The organism is Achromobacter sp. GW823-FHT04E03, from assembly GCF_058796095.1.
This window is the reverse complement of record NZ_JBXAIJ010000004.1, coordinates 157,768-172,286: the sequence shown is the minus strand read 5'-3', so window position 1 is coordinate 172,286 and position 14,519 is coordinate 157,768. Positions and strand designations below refer to the sequence as shown.

General features: G+C 63.3%; 13 protein-coding genes. 3 read left to right on the top strand and 10 right to left on the bottom strand.

Going from position 1 to position 14,519, the window contains the following annotated elements:
* The first annotated feature begins 31 nt into the window (after nucleotides 1-31).
* Nucleotides 32-1,060, top strand: coding sequence for a Bug family tripartite tricarboxylate transporter substrate binding protein (locus AC1RHV_RS25910; protein WP_054457673.1), 1,029 nt, complete (start codon nucleotides 32-34; stop codon nucleotides 1,058-1,060).
* A 51-nt stretch (nucleotides 1,061-1,111) separates the two neighbouring features.
* On the opposite strand, the gene AC1RHV_RS25905 is transcribed toward AC1RHV_RS25910, so the two are convergent.
* The 3 genes from AC1RHV_RS25905 to AC1RHV_RS25895 all read right to left on the bottom strand — a co-directional run bounded on the left by AC1RHV_RS25905 (nucleotide 1,112) and on the right by AC1RHV_RS25895 (nucleotide 4,671).
* Nucleotides 1,112-3,367 carry a TonB-dependent receptor gene (locus AC1RHV_RS25905; RefSeq protein ID WP_492302243.1) on the bottom strand — a complete coding sequence of 752 codons (2,256 nt, stop codon included), beginning with the start codon at nucleotides 3,365-3,367 and terminating at the stop codon, nucleotides 1,112-1,114.
* A gap of 325 nt (nucleotides 3,368-3,692) precedes the next feature.
* Nucleotides 3,693-4,139: a hypothetical protein gene (locus AC1RHV_RS25900; protein ID WP_054457675.1), complete on the bottom strand. Its 447-nt coding sequence runs from the start codon at nucleotides 4,137-4,139 to the stop codon at nucleotides 3,693-3,695.
* A 49-nt stretch (nucleotides 4,140-4,188) separates the two neighbouring features.
* Nucleotides 4,189-4,671, bottom strand: coding sequence for a hypothetical protein (locus AC1RHV_RS25895; RefSeq protein WP_054457676.1), 483 nt, complete (start codon nucleotides 4,669-4,671; stop codon nucleotides 4,189-4,191).
* 195 nt (nucleotides 4,672-4,866) lie between these two features.
* Between AC1RHV_RS25895 and AC1RHV_RS25890 the strand changes: the two genes are divergently transcribed.
* Nucleotides 4,867-5,256 (top strand): SecDF P1 head subdomain-containing protein, encoded by a 390-nt coding sequence (locus tag AC1RHV_RS25890; protein WP_054457677.1) that lies wholly within the window; start codon nucleotides 4,867-4,869, stop codon nucleotides 5,254-5,256.
* Between the two features lie 7 nt (nucleotides 5,257-5,263).
* Here AC1RHV_RS25890 and AC1RHV_RS25885 read toward each other — a convergent pair whose 3' ends face one another.
* The 7 genes from AC1RHV_RS25885 to AC1RHV_RS25855 all read right to left on the bottom strand — a co-directional run bounded on the left by AC1RHV_RS25885 (nucleotide 5,264) and on the right by AC1RHV_RS25855 (nucleotide 13,637).
* A complete protein-coding gene (locus AC1RHV_RS25885; protein WP_492302242.1) occupies nucleotides 5,264-7,126 on the bottom strand; it encodes a sensor histidine kinase in 1,863 nt (620 codons plus the stop codon).
* The gene (locus AC1RHV_RS25880) at nucleotides 7,123-7,815 is read right to left on the bottom strand and encodes a LuxR C-terminal-related transcriptional regulator (protein WP_054457679.1); all 693 of its coding nucleotides are present in this window, start codon (nucleotides 7,813-7,815) and stop codon (nucleotides 7,123-7,125) included. Before AC1RHV_RS25880 ends, AC1RHV_RS25885 begins: the two co-directional genes overlap by 4 nt.
* 106 nt (nucleotides 7,816-7,921) lie before the next feature.
* A complete protein-coding gene (locus AC1RHV_RS25875) occupies nucleotides 7,922-8,707 on the bottom strand; it encodes an EAL domain-containing protein (protein ID WP_054457680.1) in 786 nt (261 codons plus the stop codon).
* An 81-nt stretch (nucleotides 8,708-8,788) separates the two neighbouring features.
* Nucleotides 8,789-9,163, bottom strand: coding sequence for an Hpt domain-containing protein (locus AC1RHV_RS25870; protein WP_054457681.1), 375 nt, complete (start codon nucleotides 9,161-9,163; stop codon nucleotides 8,789-8,791).
* A gap of 48 nt (nucleotides 9,164-9,211) precedes the next feature.
* Entirely contained in the window at nucleotides 9,212-9,841 is a 630-nt protein-coding gene (locus AC1RHV_RS25865; RefSeq protein ID WP_054457682.1) for a response regulator transcription factor, read from the bottom strand.
* Nucleotides 9,842-9,852: 11 nt separating this feature from the next.
* Complete coding sequence (locus tag AC1RHV_RS25860; RefSeq protein ID WP_492302241.1) at nucleotides 9,853-11,352, bottom strand: ATP-binding response regulator; 1,500 nt, start codon at nucleotides 11,350-11,352, stop codon at nucleotides 9,853-9,855.
* A 203-nt stretch (nucleotides 11,353-11,555) separates the two neighbouring features.
* Entirely contained in the window at nucleotides 11,556-13,637 is a 2,082-nt protein-coding gene (locus AC1RHV_RS25855) for a hybrid sensor histidine kinase/response regulator (protein ID WP_492302240.1), read from the bottom strand.
* A 305-nt stretch (nucleotides 13,638-13,942) separates the two neighbouring features.
* On the opposite strand from AC1RHV_RS25855, the gene AC1RHV_RS25850 reads away from it, so the two are divergent.
* Nucleotides 13,943-14,473, top strand: coding sequence for a fimbrial protein (locus tag AC1RHV_RS25850; protein ID WP_054457685.1), 531 nt, complete (start codon nucleotides 13,943-13,945; stop codon nucleotides 14,471-14,473).
* Nucleotides 14,474-14,519 lie beyond the last annotated feature (46 nt).

Sequence of the window (14,519 nt, the reverse complement as noted above, 5' to 3'; positions counted from 1 at the left end):
GACTTACATCACACAGCAAGGGGCTAGAACCATGAAGCACACCAACACCTCCGCAACGCACGGACGCCCGGCGCGCCCTGCCCTCCGCCGCAGCATGCTGGCGCTGCTTGCCGGCGCCATTGGCCTGGCTGCCGCCCCAGTCTTCGCGCAGGGTACGGACAACTTCCCCAACCGCGCGGTCACCATCGTCGTACCCTTCCCGGCCGGCGGCGCCACTGACATCACCGCGCGCCTGGTGGCCGAAGGCCTGTCCAAGAAATGGGGACAACCGGTGGTCGTGGAAAACAAGCCCGGCGCAGGCGGCAACGTCGGCTCGGAATATGTAGCGCGCGCGGCGCCCGACGGCTACACCCTGGTGCTGGGCGTGACGGGTTCGCACGGCATCAATACCTCGCTCTACAAGAACATGCGCTATGACCCGGTCAAGGACTTCGAGGCCATCACGCAGGCCACGCTGTATCCCAATGCCATCATCGTCAACAACGATGTGCCGGCCAACAACCTGCAGGAACTCATCGCCCTGCTGAAGAAGCCCGACGCGCACTACTCGTACGGATCGGACGGCAACGGCACGGCATCGCACCTGGGCATGGAGCTGATCAAGAACCAGGGCAAGTTCGAGATTGCCCACATTCCCTACCGCGGCAGCGCGCCGATGGTGACCGACCTGCTGGGCGGCCAGATCCAGGTGGGCGTCACCGGCCTGCCCGCCGTGCAAGCCTATGCCAAGAGCGGCAAGCTGAAGATCGTGGCGCTGACCACGGCGGGGCGCTTCGCCAGCGCGCCCGACTACCCCACGGTGGCCGAACAGGGCTTCCCCGGCTACGCCGCTCCGCCCTGGTCGGGCTTTTTCGCCCCCAAGGGCACGCCCAAGCCTCTGGTGGAGAAGATATCGGCGGACATGCGCGAAGTCATGGCCGATCCCAAGACCAAGGAAAAGCTCGCCGCCTCCGGCAGCGAATTCACGCCTTCCACGCCCGAGCAGTTCCAGGCTTTCGTGCAGCAGGAAATCGCCAAGTGGGCCGAGGCCGTCAAGATCTCCGGCGCGCGCATCGACTAAGCCGGAATACGCGACGCCAGCGCCGCGGCTGCGGCGCTGGCGTATTGCGCGTCAGTTATAGCGGAACGTGGCGGTCAGCATCGCCGAGCGGCCCGGCGCCACATAGCTGAACAGCCCCACGTGCGAAGCCTCGTAGATGGTCTCGTCGGTCAGGTTGTTCAGGTTCAGCTGCAGGCCGAAGTTCTTGTTGAACTGATAAGCCGCCATCGCGTCGTAGCGCCAGTAGGACGGCAACTGATAGACGTTGGCGTCGTCCACGTAACGCTTGCCGGTGTAGGTGGCACCCGCGCCCACCGTCAGCTCCGGCAGGAACTTGTAGGTCGTCCACAGGCTGGCGCTCTGGCGGGCGATGAATTTCATCTGATTGCCGCTGTAGTCGGTGCCGCCGCTCTGGTAGCTGGTGACCTTGGGGTCCATGTAGCTGTAGCCGCCCCAGACCTGCCACTTGGGCGTGATGGATCCCGCCACGCCCAGCTCGATGCCGCGCACGCGGTTGCTGCCGGACAGCGTCACGTCGCCGGTGATGGGATCGGAGCTGCGGGCATCGGTCTTGCGGGTTTCGAACACCGCTGCCGTCAGCGACAGGCGCTCGTCGAACACGTCCCACTTGGTGCCCAGTTCGATGCTGCGGCTCTTTTCAGGCGCCAGCGCCGCGGTGCCCGCGGTCAGGCGGCCGCCTGCCGCGCCGTCGGCGCCGCCTGACTGGCCTGCCGTTTCGCCGGACGGGTTGGACGAGGTGCCGTAGGACACGTAGATGCTGCCATTGGGCGCGGGCTTGTAGACCAGGCCCAGCTGGTAGTTCCACATATTGTCGGTACGCTCGACGTTGCCGCTGGTCACGCGGTAATTGTCGTAGCGCAGGCCGGCGTTGGCTTCCCATTGCTCGCTGAACTTGACCGTGTCGAACACGTAGGCCGCGCGCGTGATGGTCTTGGCAGCGTCGTAGCGCGGCCCCCAGCTCAGGCTGCCGGTATACGGCTGGCGGGGATTGGGGTTGTACAGGTCGTCCTGCAGGGTCTTGTCGAAGCCGCCCGAGGGCACGCCGTCGCGCTTGCTGATCGTCTCGGTGCTGAACTCCAGGCCGGCCACATAGCTGTGAGGCAGGCCGCCGGCGGTGAATTCACCGAACATGTCGGTCTGGTTGATGAAGGAGCGGTTGGTCTGGTTCAGGCTGCGCAGGGCCTTGCTCATCTTCACGCCGTCCGCTTCGTTCGAGCAGGGCGCCACGCCATAGGCGGGGTTGGGCCTGCCACCCACACGCGCCGCGCAATTGTCGAAGGACGGTCGGGTCATCACGTATTCGTTGGTGGACTCGCTATAGCGCGTACCGTTGCGCAGCTTCAGCTTGTCGCTGAACTTGTGCTCGACCATCAGGGTGGTCATGTCGGCCTGGTTCTTGCGATAGTCGCGGCCGATCAGGCCGTAGTAGTTGTTGCGGTCCACCTTGGGCGGCGTGACGCGATCCGGGCGCGACTCGTTCTTGAACGGAATGCCCAGGTCGGGCGTGTCGTCGTTCTGCAGATGGTAGTAGCTGAGCGTGACCTGCGTCGGCGTGCCCAGGCCCCAGGAGAATGAGGGCGCCACGCCCCAGCGATCGGTTTCGACATGGTCGCGGCCCGGGATGTCCCCACCCTGTTTCATGAAATTCAGGCGGAATGCCGAGCTCTCGCCCAGCGCCCAGTTGCCGTCGCCGGTCAGGCGCCAGTTGTCGTCGGTGCCCACGCCGACCGTGCCTTCGGCGAAATTCTCCAGCTTGGGGCTCTTGCTGACCAGGTTGATGCTGCCGCCGGTCGAACCGCGGCCGGAATAGGCGGAGCTGGGGCCCTTCAGGATCTCGACCGACTCCAGGTTGAAGGTCTCGTGCGAGAAACGGCCCAGGTCGCGCATGCCGTCAACCATCATGTCGGTGCTGGCCTCGTAGCCGCGCACGAATGGGCGGTCGCCGGTGGGCGTGCCGCCCTCGCCCGCGCCAAAGGTGATGCCCGGGGCGGTGCGCAACACATCCATGAGCGAGGTCGCCGCGCGGTCGCGCATCAGCTGTTCAGTGATCACGGTGACCGAACGCGGCGTGTCCAGCAGAGGCGCCGTCATCTTCGGAGAGGACGCGATGTTGGCTTCGTAGCCATCGCTGACCGCCTGCCCCTGCACGTGCACCGGCGACAGTTCGTGTACGGCGCCTGGCGCCACGCTGCCCTGCGCCAGGGCCAGGCCCGGCGACATCAGCGCCCCGCACATCGCTGCATAAATGGAGGCCGAAGTATTCCCACCGGCCTTGGCATGGGCCGTCGATGTATCTGCTTTGTTCATTGGACTCTGTCAGAAGCCGCCCCGCGGCGGCTGCGCTATCAGCGCGATCTTGGTTTTTTAAGAGCGCCAATGATATTCATTCTTATTTTTACGTTCAACAAATAGTCAGGATTTATTCAGACAAATGTCAATTTTGTGAAATTTGACCGGTTCACAAGGCCAGAATGCAGCGCAATAACAACAATCCATGCGTATCGATCTGCTCACAGCAGGTGCATATCGGCGCCTATCCTCAGGCTTCAGACATGAAAAAGCCCCTTTCTCCAGATGTCCAGTCATCTGGAGAAAGGGGCTGGGCAAGCTGCCGGTCAGCTACCGTCCAACCTTACAGCGAGTACCGGTAGTCGCAGTTGAGGGTAGCTTTCAGCGGAGTATCGGCCTGCACCCCCGACACGCTGCGGGGCCGTGGAGCCGTCAGCTTGGCCTGGAATTTGCCAGCGGCGTCGCCATTGCTTTCCCGCTTGACCGCCATGCTGGACGGTATCGCGTACAGCGTGAGCGGCTGCCCTTGGGCCGCCACCACCAGCGTGAACACGGCCTGCGGAAAGTCCGCCACGACATAGCTCTGGTTCGCGTCCGAGTCGAACGCCAGGCTGCCGTCCGCATAGCTCAGCTTCAGCTTCATTTCGTCCGATGAGGACGAGGGGATCGCGCCTTCCAGCGCGACCTTGCCGCTTTCGGATACGCAGCTCAATTCTGCCGGCGCCGATCCCGCGTGAGCGATACCGCTCAACAACAAACCGGCCGCAAGCCAGACTCCACGCACTGCCATGAGACTCTCCTTCGTTAGACCCGGCCCAGGCCGGGATCGGGCCGCCGTATCAATGCGCGCTTTCGTCTGCCGGCTTCAGCACGCCGGCTTCCCGCAGCGTCTCGGCGGCGCTGTGGCGGATCGCCGACAGGCAACGCGCGACTATGCCGCGCAGCAAGGCCTCCGAGGGCAGCGCGTCGGGTGCAGCCACAAAGCTCTCGATCGCCGCCGAAACGCGGTTCGTGACCACATCGCCGCTGCTCTGCGTGATGTACAGCTTCACCGCCTTGCAACGGTTGTTGACCGTATTGATGATCTCCAGCAGCTCGGCGCGCCCCATGCCCAGATCGGTCGCATCGGCGAAGGACGGATAGACCAGGCGCAGGAATTCGGGATCGTCGGCGCTCAGGCTGAAATACAGGGTGCCCAGTTCGGGATGGCGGAACAGGACATCGCCCTCTTCGTCGATCCGGGCGACCAGACCCAGCTCTTCCTGGATCACATGTTGGTAGAGCTCGGCAAGCGGCGTGGCGCCGGCGGTAACGTTGGACATGTTTCGACTCTCTTCGTATGGATCGCACGGCGGTTGCCGCGCTGAACTTCGCGCCGCGAAGCATAGCGCCCATTGCGCGCTCGTGCTTGTCCGATTTGCGCAGACGATCGCCAGCGAGACATGCGCTAGGATGTAGGAACCCGCCCGGGCCCTGCGAAGGGACCAGGCCAGGATGTCCATCAGAAGGAGCTTGCCATGCCATCAATGAGACAACTCGCCCGCGCGGCCGCGCTTGCGCTGTTGCTGCCCGGCGCGGCCTACGCAGAAACCGTCGTGCTGCAGGTGGCGCGCGCCACCGCCGGCGCCGACCCGCAAACCTCCGCCAGGACGGTAGACGTCGAACTCAAGCCCGAAAGCCGCCAGGCCCTTGCCGACTTCACCCGCGACCGCGTGGGCAAACGCATCCAGCTGCGGTCGGGCGGCGTGCTGTTGTCTTCCGCCACGCTACAAAGCCCGCTGGAAGGCGACAGCTTCCGCATTACCGCGGGGGAACACGGTTTTGCCGGAAAGTCCGCCGAGGAGATCGCCCAGAGCATCATGAAAAGCGGCGGACTGACGGTGGACGACGAGAACACCGCCAAATAGCAGGCCTTCAAGCCTGAGGCGTGCGCAGCCCCAGCGTGGCGGTCAGCGCAGTGCGCCCCGGCTGCGACGCAACGTCCAGCTCGCCCCCTACCCGGGCGATGCGGGCGTGCATGCTGCGCATGCCCACGCTGATGCCCGCGCGCAGCACCGCGGCCACGTCGAAACCGACGCCGTCATCCTCGATGCGCAGCTCCAGACGGTCGGATTCGGACTGCCGCAGTTCCAGTTCCACGCGCCGGGCGCGGCTGTGCTTGAGCACGTTCACCAGCGATTCCTCAACCAGCCGCGTCAGCGCCATGCACTGCAGGGCGCTGGGCGGCGTGCGCCATAGCTCGGGCACCCGCCAGGTGGCGCTGATGTCCAGCTCGTCGAACAGCTGCATGAAACGGTGGCGCAACGGCGCTATCCATTCCCGCGGCGTGGCCGGCACCGTAACGCCCGCGCTGGAACCGCTGTCTATGGTCTGCCGCAGATCATCGCGCAACAGCTTGAGCATGGAAAGAAACTGCTGGCTGTGCAGCGGCGCGCTGGCCTGCTCCACCACGGCCATCATGCGGACCAGGGAGCCTCCCAGCCCGTCGTGCAGATCGTGCGCGATCTGCAACCGGTCCTGCAGCCGGGCATTCGTCAGCGCCAGCGCATGCTCGCGCTCCAGCGTGGTGGCGAGTTCGGTGCGCGCCTGCGCGATGCCGCTGGCCAGCTCCTGGTTGAAGCGCTCGATGCGGCGCACGCTGCGTGCATGGCGCAGCCCCAGCACTGCGGACATGCATAGCGTGACCACCACGCTGGTGAAAGGCGTGTAGGTGGCCTCGCCGTCGATAAGCCTCAGCATCAGCAGCAGATCGTGCGCGCAGGCAGCGAAGAAGGCCAGCAGGCATGCCGCCAGCATGGCGTGCTCTGGCCGGCGGGTGCGCAGCGCGTGAAACGGAAATTGCAGGCAATTGGCGAAGAAGATCGCCGACACGATCAGCACCACGCTCAGCTGCACTTGCGGTAGATACCCCTGCGGCACGAAGGCCATCGCCGCCAGCAGCACGGCCGCCAGCAGCCATAGCGCCTTCTCGATGCGCGGCAAGGACTGGTCGCCAAAGCGCCATGTAAAGACGCAGAAGCAGGCCACGTACAGCACCAGCACCATGATGTTGGCCCGAGCCGCCGTCAGGCTGTCGGGGAACGGCCAGGGACTGGTCACCAGCACGTTGGCAATGAACAGCACCCAGAACAGGGCCATCAGCGCGTACCAGCCAAAGGCGCGCTGTTCGCGCCGCATGAGCCAGATGAAGAAGCACAGGCCGCCCAGGACGCCCGAGACGATCAGGTTGAGCGTGAACAACGTGCGGTTGCGCCACCACAGGTCTTCGTACTGCTGCAACACCGTCCACTGTCCGCCCAGACGCACCGGCCCCAGGCCGGGCGTCTGCCCCGCCACGCCGACCACGCGGATCCACAAGGTGTTCTCGCCCGGATGCAGCAGGGCGTCGGGAATCACCCAGTAACGCGGCACATTCCAGCTGCGCGACAGCGGCTCTGTCAGGTGCGGATCGCTCCAGATCCGTTCGTCATTGATATAGACCTCACCCGCCATGACGATGGATTCCAGCGCCAAGGCCATCTGCCCGGACGCCGTGCCGGCGCAATTGCGCGTCCAGCCGATCCGGTACCAGGCGGTACCGCTGTAGCCCGGCCAACGCGCGCTCCAGTCGTCGGGCAGTTCGACCGCCTGCCATTGCGCCGGCTCCGGACGCCTGCCATCGTCGCCGCCCTTGGCAACCTGTACCGACAGCACCTGCGCCGTACAGGCGTCAGCGGGCTCCTGGGCCCACGCCGGCGCCAGCCATAGCGCCAACCACAGGACGGCCAGCCACTTCAATCGAGCAAGCCGCGCGTGCGCGCCGCGTGTATGGCACGCGTGCGCGAGGAGACCGCGAGCTTGCGGTAGATGTGCTTGACGTGGCATTCGACGGTGTAGCGCGACAGATGCAGTTCCTCGGCGATCTCGCGGTTGCCCAGTCCCTCGGACACCAACCGCAGGATCTGGCTTTCGCGCGGACTCAGGGTTTCGACGGAATCGCCCGCAGCCTCGTCGGCGCGTTCGGCCCGCCTGGGGCGCAGTTCTTCGATGATGCGTCGGGCCACGAAGGGATCGATAGGCGCCCCGCCCCGCAGCACGCTGCGGATGGACAGGGACACCTCCAGGTCGTCTCGTTCCTTGAGCACATAGCCCGTGGCGCCCGCGCGCAGCGCGGCAAGAATCGCGTCTTCCGTGCTCCATGCCGAAATCACGAGGATCGCCAGGCTGGAATCCTCCGCGTGCATCTCGGCGATCAAATCGGTGCCGTTGCCGTCGGGCAGGCCCAGATCGACCAGAGCCAGCGCAAACGGCTGGCTGGCGAGTTGCTCGCGCGCCTGCGCCAGCGTGGCGGCAAACACCAGCGCCTCCGGCGCATAGCCAAGCTGCAGCAGCAGGCCTTCCAGCCGGCGGCAGATCAGGGGTTCGTCCTCCACCAGCAGCACCGGGGCAGGCAGGGTCGACTCGGAAGCAAGCATGTGGGCGGTCATCGGATGAGAGCGGGCGGAATTGCCCAGCCTGAACTATGTCTCAGCCGCGCGAAACCGCATATCCCTGGAAGTTGGTATTTTCACAGGAATTTCGCGTCAGGTGAGGCTACCGCTTCCGGCTCTCGATGAACTCGGACAACACGACGGGCGGCGACAGCACATAGCCCTGCCCGTGGCTGCATCCCATGGACTGGAGCAGAGCGATGTCCGGCGCGCTTTCGATGCCTTCGGCGATCACGCGCAGGCCGAGCCGCTCCCCCAGCAACACCGACAGGCGCGTGATTTCCCGCGCTTTCCGGTCGCGGCGGATGCGGCGCACGAAGCGTCCGTCTATCTTCAGTTCGGCGATGGGCAGCGCGTTCAAGAGCTGCAGCGAGGCATAGCCCGTTCCAAAATCGTCCATGCTGACCTGGCAACCGGCCTTCGCAAATTTCTTCAAGGACTTCCGCAGCATCTCGAGGCGAGTGATGGGCTGGTCTTCTGTCAGCTCGATCCGGAAGCGCGTCAACGGAATGTTCGCCGCGGCGGCGTGACGCGCCAGGACGTCGACCGCATCATGGCTCGACAAGGTTGAGGCCGAGGCGTTGATCGCCAACGGCACGTCGATTCCCTCTTCCTGCAGCGCCTGCGCTGCGGCGACCGCCAGGCGGCAGATCTGCTCAAAAAAAAGCAGGTCCAGGCCCAGTCGATGGACGGCGGGAACGAAATCGGCGGGTCCGATATCGCCCATGGTCGGATGCTTCCAACGAGCCAGACATTCCGCGGCGACCATTTCGCCGTTCATCAGGTTGAATTGCGGCTGTAGGGCAACGCTCAAGCCATCGCCTCGCCATGCCATCGACATGACTTCGTGGTCGCCAAGTTGCTGGCATTGCGCTGCAGCGCGTTTCATACATCGTTCCTGGTGGACTGGGGAAGGAAATTCACATACAGCCACTCTACGGCGCTTCGAGAGCGAAAAATGTAGGAGGATTCAGAATGTGCGGTTCACTCGCTCCAGGACTGCACTCAAATTTTTGACGACCGGGACATAGTCGGCCAACAGTTCCTCACGCGCCTGGCCATCCTTCCTGCCGAGCATCGCCTCAACGCGCAGGCAAAGTTCAACCAAGGCGCTGCAGCCCAGCAATTGCGCGGTGTTCAGAATCCGGTGCGCATACCGCTTGACCTCCGCCCACTGCTCCTGTTCGATCGCCAGCAGCAAGGCATCAACGTCCTTCCTGTGGTTGACGTGCAGGCTATGCGCCAGTTCGGCGGCAATGTCCAGGTCGTTGCCTACCTTGGAAAGCAGTTCATCGCGCAGCACCGCCACCGCCTGGATCTGCGAGTTTTCCTGCTCGGGATGCATGGCCGAAGCCGCTGGGTTCTGCACGCGGAAATATGCCCTATGAGAAATTCACATCGATATTTTCGATTTTCTGGCGAAATCGACTAATTCAACCAGGGAACCGATCTGCAATTTGGTCATTATCCTGGTCTTGTGCGTGCTGACCGTCTTATTGCTGATGAATAGCGCGTCACCGATTTCCTTATTGCTCAATCCTTGGGCCAGCATCTGCGTGACGACCATTTCCTTGTTGGACAGCAGTTCAAGTTTCTTCTGGTAGGCGTCCGCCACATCCACCTGGCCTGCCGTCTTGGCCGAATTCGGAAACACGCGGTAGCCAGCCAGCACGGACTCGATGCAACGGATCAGTTCCTTGATCTCCAGCCGCTTGCTGGCGTAGCCGCAGGCGCCGAGTTCGGCCACGCGCGACGCGAAGACCGACGGATCATGCGCCGACACCACCAGTATCCGCAAGTCCGGATTGATGGCAAGGATTCTGGATATGGCTTCCAGGCCGCCCATTTTCGGCATGTCCAGGTCCAGCACGATGAGATCAGGGCGCTCGCTGCGGGCCAGCGCCAGCGTATCGACCCCGTTGTCCGCCTCCAGTATCCGGCTGGCGCTGGGCAAAAGCGCAATCTGCGTTCTCAGAACCAACCGAAACGCGGGATGGTCATCAACAATCAAGACAGTCGACATGCTGCCTCCCTTCAGTGGATCTTGGGCACGCTGGCCAGCGGCCGCCTGGCATGCGCGAGGATGAACGACTGCAGCGTCTGCAGGTCTACCGGCTTGATCAGCACGGCGTTCATGCTGGCTCGCGCGCCGGACGCCAGATCGAGTTCAAGTTCGCTTGCGGTATAGCCCAGCACGGGCGTGGCCGCATTCACGCCGCCGCCGGCTCTCAAGGCAGCAGTAAATGCATTGCCGTCCATGACGGGCATGACGCAATCGCAGATGATCAGATCAAACGCCATCCGTTCGGCCAAGGCCAGACCCGCCGCGCCGTTCTGCGCGAATTGCGCGGAATGCTTCAACATCCGCAACTGATGCTTGAGCAGCAGCCGGTTGGCCTCATGGTCGTCGATGACGAGTATGCGCAGGCCGCCGGCGTCGGCCACCGTTGGCGCAGGAGCCGCTGCCACGGCGGCATTTTCCGAAGGCGGCAGCGCCAAAGGCAAGCGCACCGATATTCTGGCGCCCTGCCCGGCAGTACTGAAAATTTCCATGGAGCCCCCCATCAAGCGCGTCAGTTCGTTGCATATGGACAGCCCCAGTCCGATGGTGACGCCTTGCTCCCCGACCACGTGTTCAAAGTGCGGGGCAGCCAGTCTGGCCTGGATATCCTCGGCAATCCCGGGGCCGGTGTCCGCGACGCACAGCGTGATCCACTGCACCTCTTCCGTGGCGGCCCCGGCGGTCAGCGCGACATCGATACGGCCATGGCCCGTGAAGCGGACCGCATTGGACAACAGCTTATCCAGCAGTTGCTTCAGGCGAACGGGATCCGAGAAATGACGCTCGGCAATGTCGCGGCCGATGTCCAGGGTCAACTGCAGGCCTTTTTCTTGGGCAGCGCCCCGAAATGATGCCAGCGTGTCGGCCGCCAGCGCGCGCAGATCGACGTTCTGCCGTCGCAGTTGAAAGTGACCGGTTTCCAGCTTGGATATGTCGATCAGGCCGCTGATCAGGGACAACAGCGATTGCGCCGACTGGCGCGACACGGCAAGTCTTTCATACGTCTCGCTGACGAGTCCCCCGCGCGCCAGCATCAGTTCAAGCATGCCGATAATCGCGTTCAGGGGGGTGCGGAGTTCATGGCTGATGAACGCAAGATACGTTGATTTCATCAGGTTGGCCCTTTCCATATTGAGCCGAGTTGTCGACACATCCCGCAGCATGTCGGGAAAGCCACGAAAGCGTGCGCTGCCCCCGATCAACCCGATGATGGCGCCGTCCTCTCCGCGCAACGGCGCGGCCCAAGCGGCTACCCCACACGTAGGATCATGCTCGAACGGATGTTCGCGGACCAGGGTTTCACCGCCGGCCAGCACTTGACGATAATCGTCGATTATCTCGTTCAGGTTGGGCGGCGGTTCGCTGCCCGAGTCCGGCGCGGACAGGGACTCCAGCGGAACATGCAGAGGGCGGCTCCAGCCCTCGCTGCGGCATGTAGCGGCGTACTCCCTGAGCGCGTCATTGCGCGTCACCAGATTCAAATCCAGATCGCGGATGAAAATCCCGGCGGGTAGCGTATCCGCCAGGCGCGCCAGCCGGGCCAGTTCGCCGCGCGGCGACCTGGCGCTGCGCATGCGCACCGCGAGCCAGACCAGCATCAAGACCAGCGCCGCAGCCAGCGCCAGATTCAGGAATACGGAAAGCGTGAGTATGGAGTCTGCCTCGCGATGGACCACTATGGCGCTCCATCCCGTGCACGTCCGCTCGCGACGCAGGCCGCCGGCAGGCAGGAAGCGACGGCGGCTTCCAGCGCGCGCAGATCCGCAGGCTTGACCAGCGCCGCGTTCATGCCAGCCTGCAAACCCGCCTCATGGTCTTCCCGGCGCGCGTCGGCCGTGTATCCGAGCACGGGAACGGTGGCGCACTCGCCCGCGCCGGCACGCAGCGCCCGGGTGAACTCTGCCCCGTCCATGTCCGGCATCATGCCATCGCAGACCACCAGGTCGAACCTGCCTGCTCTGGCAAGCGCCAAGCCCTGCGCGCCATCCTCCGCCGTCTGGACGGCATGGCCGAGGAATTCCAATTGGCTTTTCAACAGCAGGCGGTTGGCGGCCTGGCTTTCAACCACAAGCGTCCGCAACCCGGTGGCGGGTCGCTGAGCCATTCCGAGCACGGTCTCTTGCGACGGGTCGCGCCGCTCGCCGGATCCGAGCATCAGCGGCACGCGGACATGGACGTGCGTACCCTCGCCCACGACGCTGGAGATGCGGATGGTTCCGCCAACGCGATGCACGATCTGCCGACAGTAGTGCAAGCCCAGCCCGGCGCCATCGGGCGAGGCGCTCAGCCCGGCTTCGTAGCGGGAGGCCGACAGCTTCTGCTGTATGTGCGGATCAATGCCGCTGCCGGTATCGATGACCGACAGCGAGACCCATTGCCGGCCATCTTCCACCGGGGTGGCGTCCAGATGTATCCGGACGCCGCCTCGTTCCGTGAATCGGATGGCGTTGGACAGGAAATTGTTGAGCAACTGATTCAACCCCTGAGCGTCCGCCATGTGGCTGGCGGCGACCCCGGGAGCCACCTCCAGCGTCAGGCTTATGCCCTTTTCGTAGGCGCTGGGAGCGAACAGCGCAACCACGTCGGCTACCACCCTGCGCAGCGAATGGGATACGCGCGCGCATGCCAGATCGCCGGTCTCCATTCTGCGCGTATCGACGATGGACGGAATCAACTGGAGCAGGGACCGCGTAGACAAGCGAACGGTCGCCAACATTTCTTTCGACTGCCGCGGCATCGCCGCGTCAAGCGACGCCATTTCCAACAGGCCCGCCATGGCGTTCAAGGGATTGCGCACATCGCGGCTGACCGCCGCCAGGAACCGCGTTTTCATGTCATTGATGCGTTCTGCCCGGCCACGTGCGCTTGCCGAATCCTCCAACGACTGGCTATGGCCCAGGAAGTACATGCCCTTGGCGAAAACGCCTATGACCTGATCTTCAGCGCCAAACAGAGGAAAAATCTGGGCCTGGATTGCCGCCCGGATTCCGGCGGCTCCTGGCAGCTCCTGGCTGTAGTCATAAGAGCGCGGTTCGCCGGTAGCCACCGCAGCCTGGAACTCGCGCACGATGACGGCAACTTCGGGCGGCACCTGAATCTGATCCTTCTCTGCGCCGGAGAGGAATCCCAGATCGATGTGCTCGGGCCTGGCCCATCCGTTCCTGATGACGATGTCCGAAAAGCGCCGCATGCCATCGCTGAGCCCGACCAGACGCAGCGATTTTTCCCGAATAACCATGTCCACAGGCGCCGCGGCGATCAAGCGCGCGGCTTGCCTCAAATGCGCCAGCAGATCGTGGCTTTTATTCGCCGTGCCTTTCAGTGCCAGCAGGACCCATAGCACGGCCAGAAACAAGACGCCGTTCAAGGCCCAGGAGAGGATCGCAGCAGATGCAAGCTGTTGCTGCAGCGAGGCGGCGATGGTCGGCGCGCTCAGCGCACATAGCACGACAACAAGAATCGCGGCCGCCCCAATTGCCATCCTGATTCGAACGGCATTGCCGCGTCGCATAGCGCTAGCAAAAACTTCAGGCTTCATCTGGAGATTGTCGATGGTCGTGCCTATGGCTGAATTTGATATGCGCTGCGCAACGGCGATTTTATCGCAGAAGGCATCGCGCCACCCCTCCGCACGCGTCGCCGGCCCCATAAATTCCGCGTAACGTTGCTTCCAAATCACGGCCCAAAAAATACCAAATAGGACCAATAAAACCGCCTCATTTCGCCAAGGTTGGCAATTATTGGAAAGAATCGCCAATTGTCGTTTTCATATGAAATTTCATACAACAAGAAGGGAGAATTCCTACAAATTCAGAATTCCGATTCTATTAATTTTCAGTTGCCGACGAAATGCGGAATACGGGATTCGGAGGAGCAGGCGAATGAATTATCCGGCTGCGTCCTTTTATCAATTGTTCGAATTGAATTTTGATAACAACTGAATCGCACGGAAGTTGATTCCTGAAAACCGAAATAAAGCATTTCGCAAGTCGGTCGCCCTCTGCTTTCAGTAATCCCCAGGCGGCGCTTTTGATTATTAATCGACTCAGGATATTCACTTCCATGAACAAGAACATCATTATCAAGTTTGCCCTGCTCGCCACGGCAGCCGCAGTTTCCCAAACCGCCCTGGCTGAGGACGGCCGCATTAACTTCATTGGCGAAATCGTCGATGCCCCGTGCGATGTCTCGCCCCAGGCAACCAACCTGGTCGTCCCGCTTGGGAAAGTGTCCCGGACCACCCTGGACGGCGCCGTGGGCAAGTACTCGACGCCCGCGCAATTCGAACTCCAGCTGGCCAATTGCAGCGCCACGGCCAAGGGCGCCAGCGTGACGTTCACCGGCACCGCAGACACGATCAACACGGACACACTGGCGATCGGTATCGGCGAACTGGGCAGCGCCACCGGCGTGGCCGTCGAGCTGCGCGATTCCACCCAGAAAAAAATCAAGCTGGGAGCGGAGTCCCCCGAATACACGCTGCGCGCCGGCACCAACAATCTGAAGTTCGGCGCCGTTTATGTGTCGACCGCCAACACCGTCACCGTCGGCCCCGCCAACGCCACCGCGCAGTTCACGGTGAACTACAAGTAACGCCGCTTTGCCGGACCGCCAGCCCCTCAAAAGCGGGGCTGGCCGC

What these genes read in the sequence shown, in the direction of transcription:
- AC1RHV_RS25910 (WP_054457673.1), top strand. Translation starts at nt 32, where the DNA reads ATGAAGCACACCAACACCTCCGCAACGCACGGACGCCCGGCGCGCCCT.
- AC1RHV_RS25905 (WP_492302243.1), bottom strand. Translation starts at nt 3,367, where the DNA reads ATGAACAAAGCAGATACATCGACGGCCCATGCCAAGGCCGGTGGGAAT.
- AC1RHV_RS25900 (WP_054457675.1), bottom strand. Translation starts at nt 4,139, where the DNA reads ATGGCAGTGCGTGGAGTCTGGCTTGCGGCCGGTTTGTTGTTGAGCGGT.
- AC1RHV_RS25895 (WP_054457676.1), bottom strand. Translation starts at nt 4,671, where the DNA reads ATGTCCAACGTTACCGCCGGCGCCACGCCGCTTGCCGAGCTCTACCAA.
- AC1RHV_RS25890 (WP_054457677.1), top strand. Translation starts at nt 4,867, where the DNA reads ATGCCATCAATGAGACAACTCGCCCGCGCGGCCGCGCTTGCGCTGTTG.
- AC1RHV_RS25880 (WP_054457679.1), bottom strand. Translation starts at nt 7,815, where the DNA reads ATGACCGCCCACATGCTTGCTTCCGAGTCGACCCTGCCTGCCCCGGTG.
- AC1RHV_RS25875 (WP_054457680.1), bottom strand. Translation starts at nt 8,707, where the DNA reads ATGAAACGCGCTGCAGCGCAATGCCAGCAACTTGGCGACCACGAAGTC.
- AC1RHV_RS25870 (WP_054457681.1), bottom strand. Translation starts at nt 9,163, where the DNA reads ATGCATCCCGAGCAGGAAAACTCGCAGATCCAGGCGGTGGCGGTGCTG.
- AC1RHV_RS25865 (WP_054457682.1), bottom strand. Translation starts at nt 9,841, where the DNA reads ATGTCGACTGTCTTGATTGTTGATGACCATCCCGCGTTTCGGTTGGTT.
- AC1RHV_RS25850 (WP_054457685.1), top strand. Translation starts at nt 13,943, where the DNA reads ATGAACAAGAACATCATTATCAAGTTTGCCCTGCTCGCCACGGCAGCC.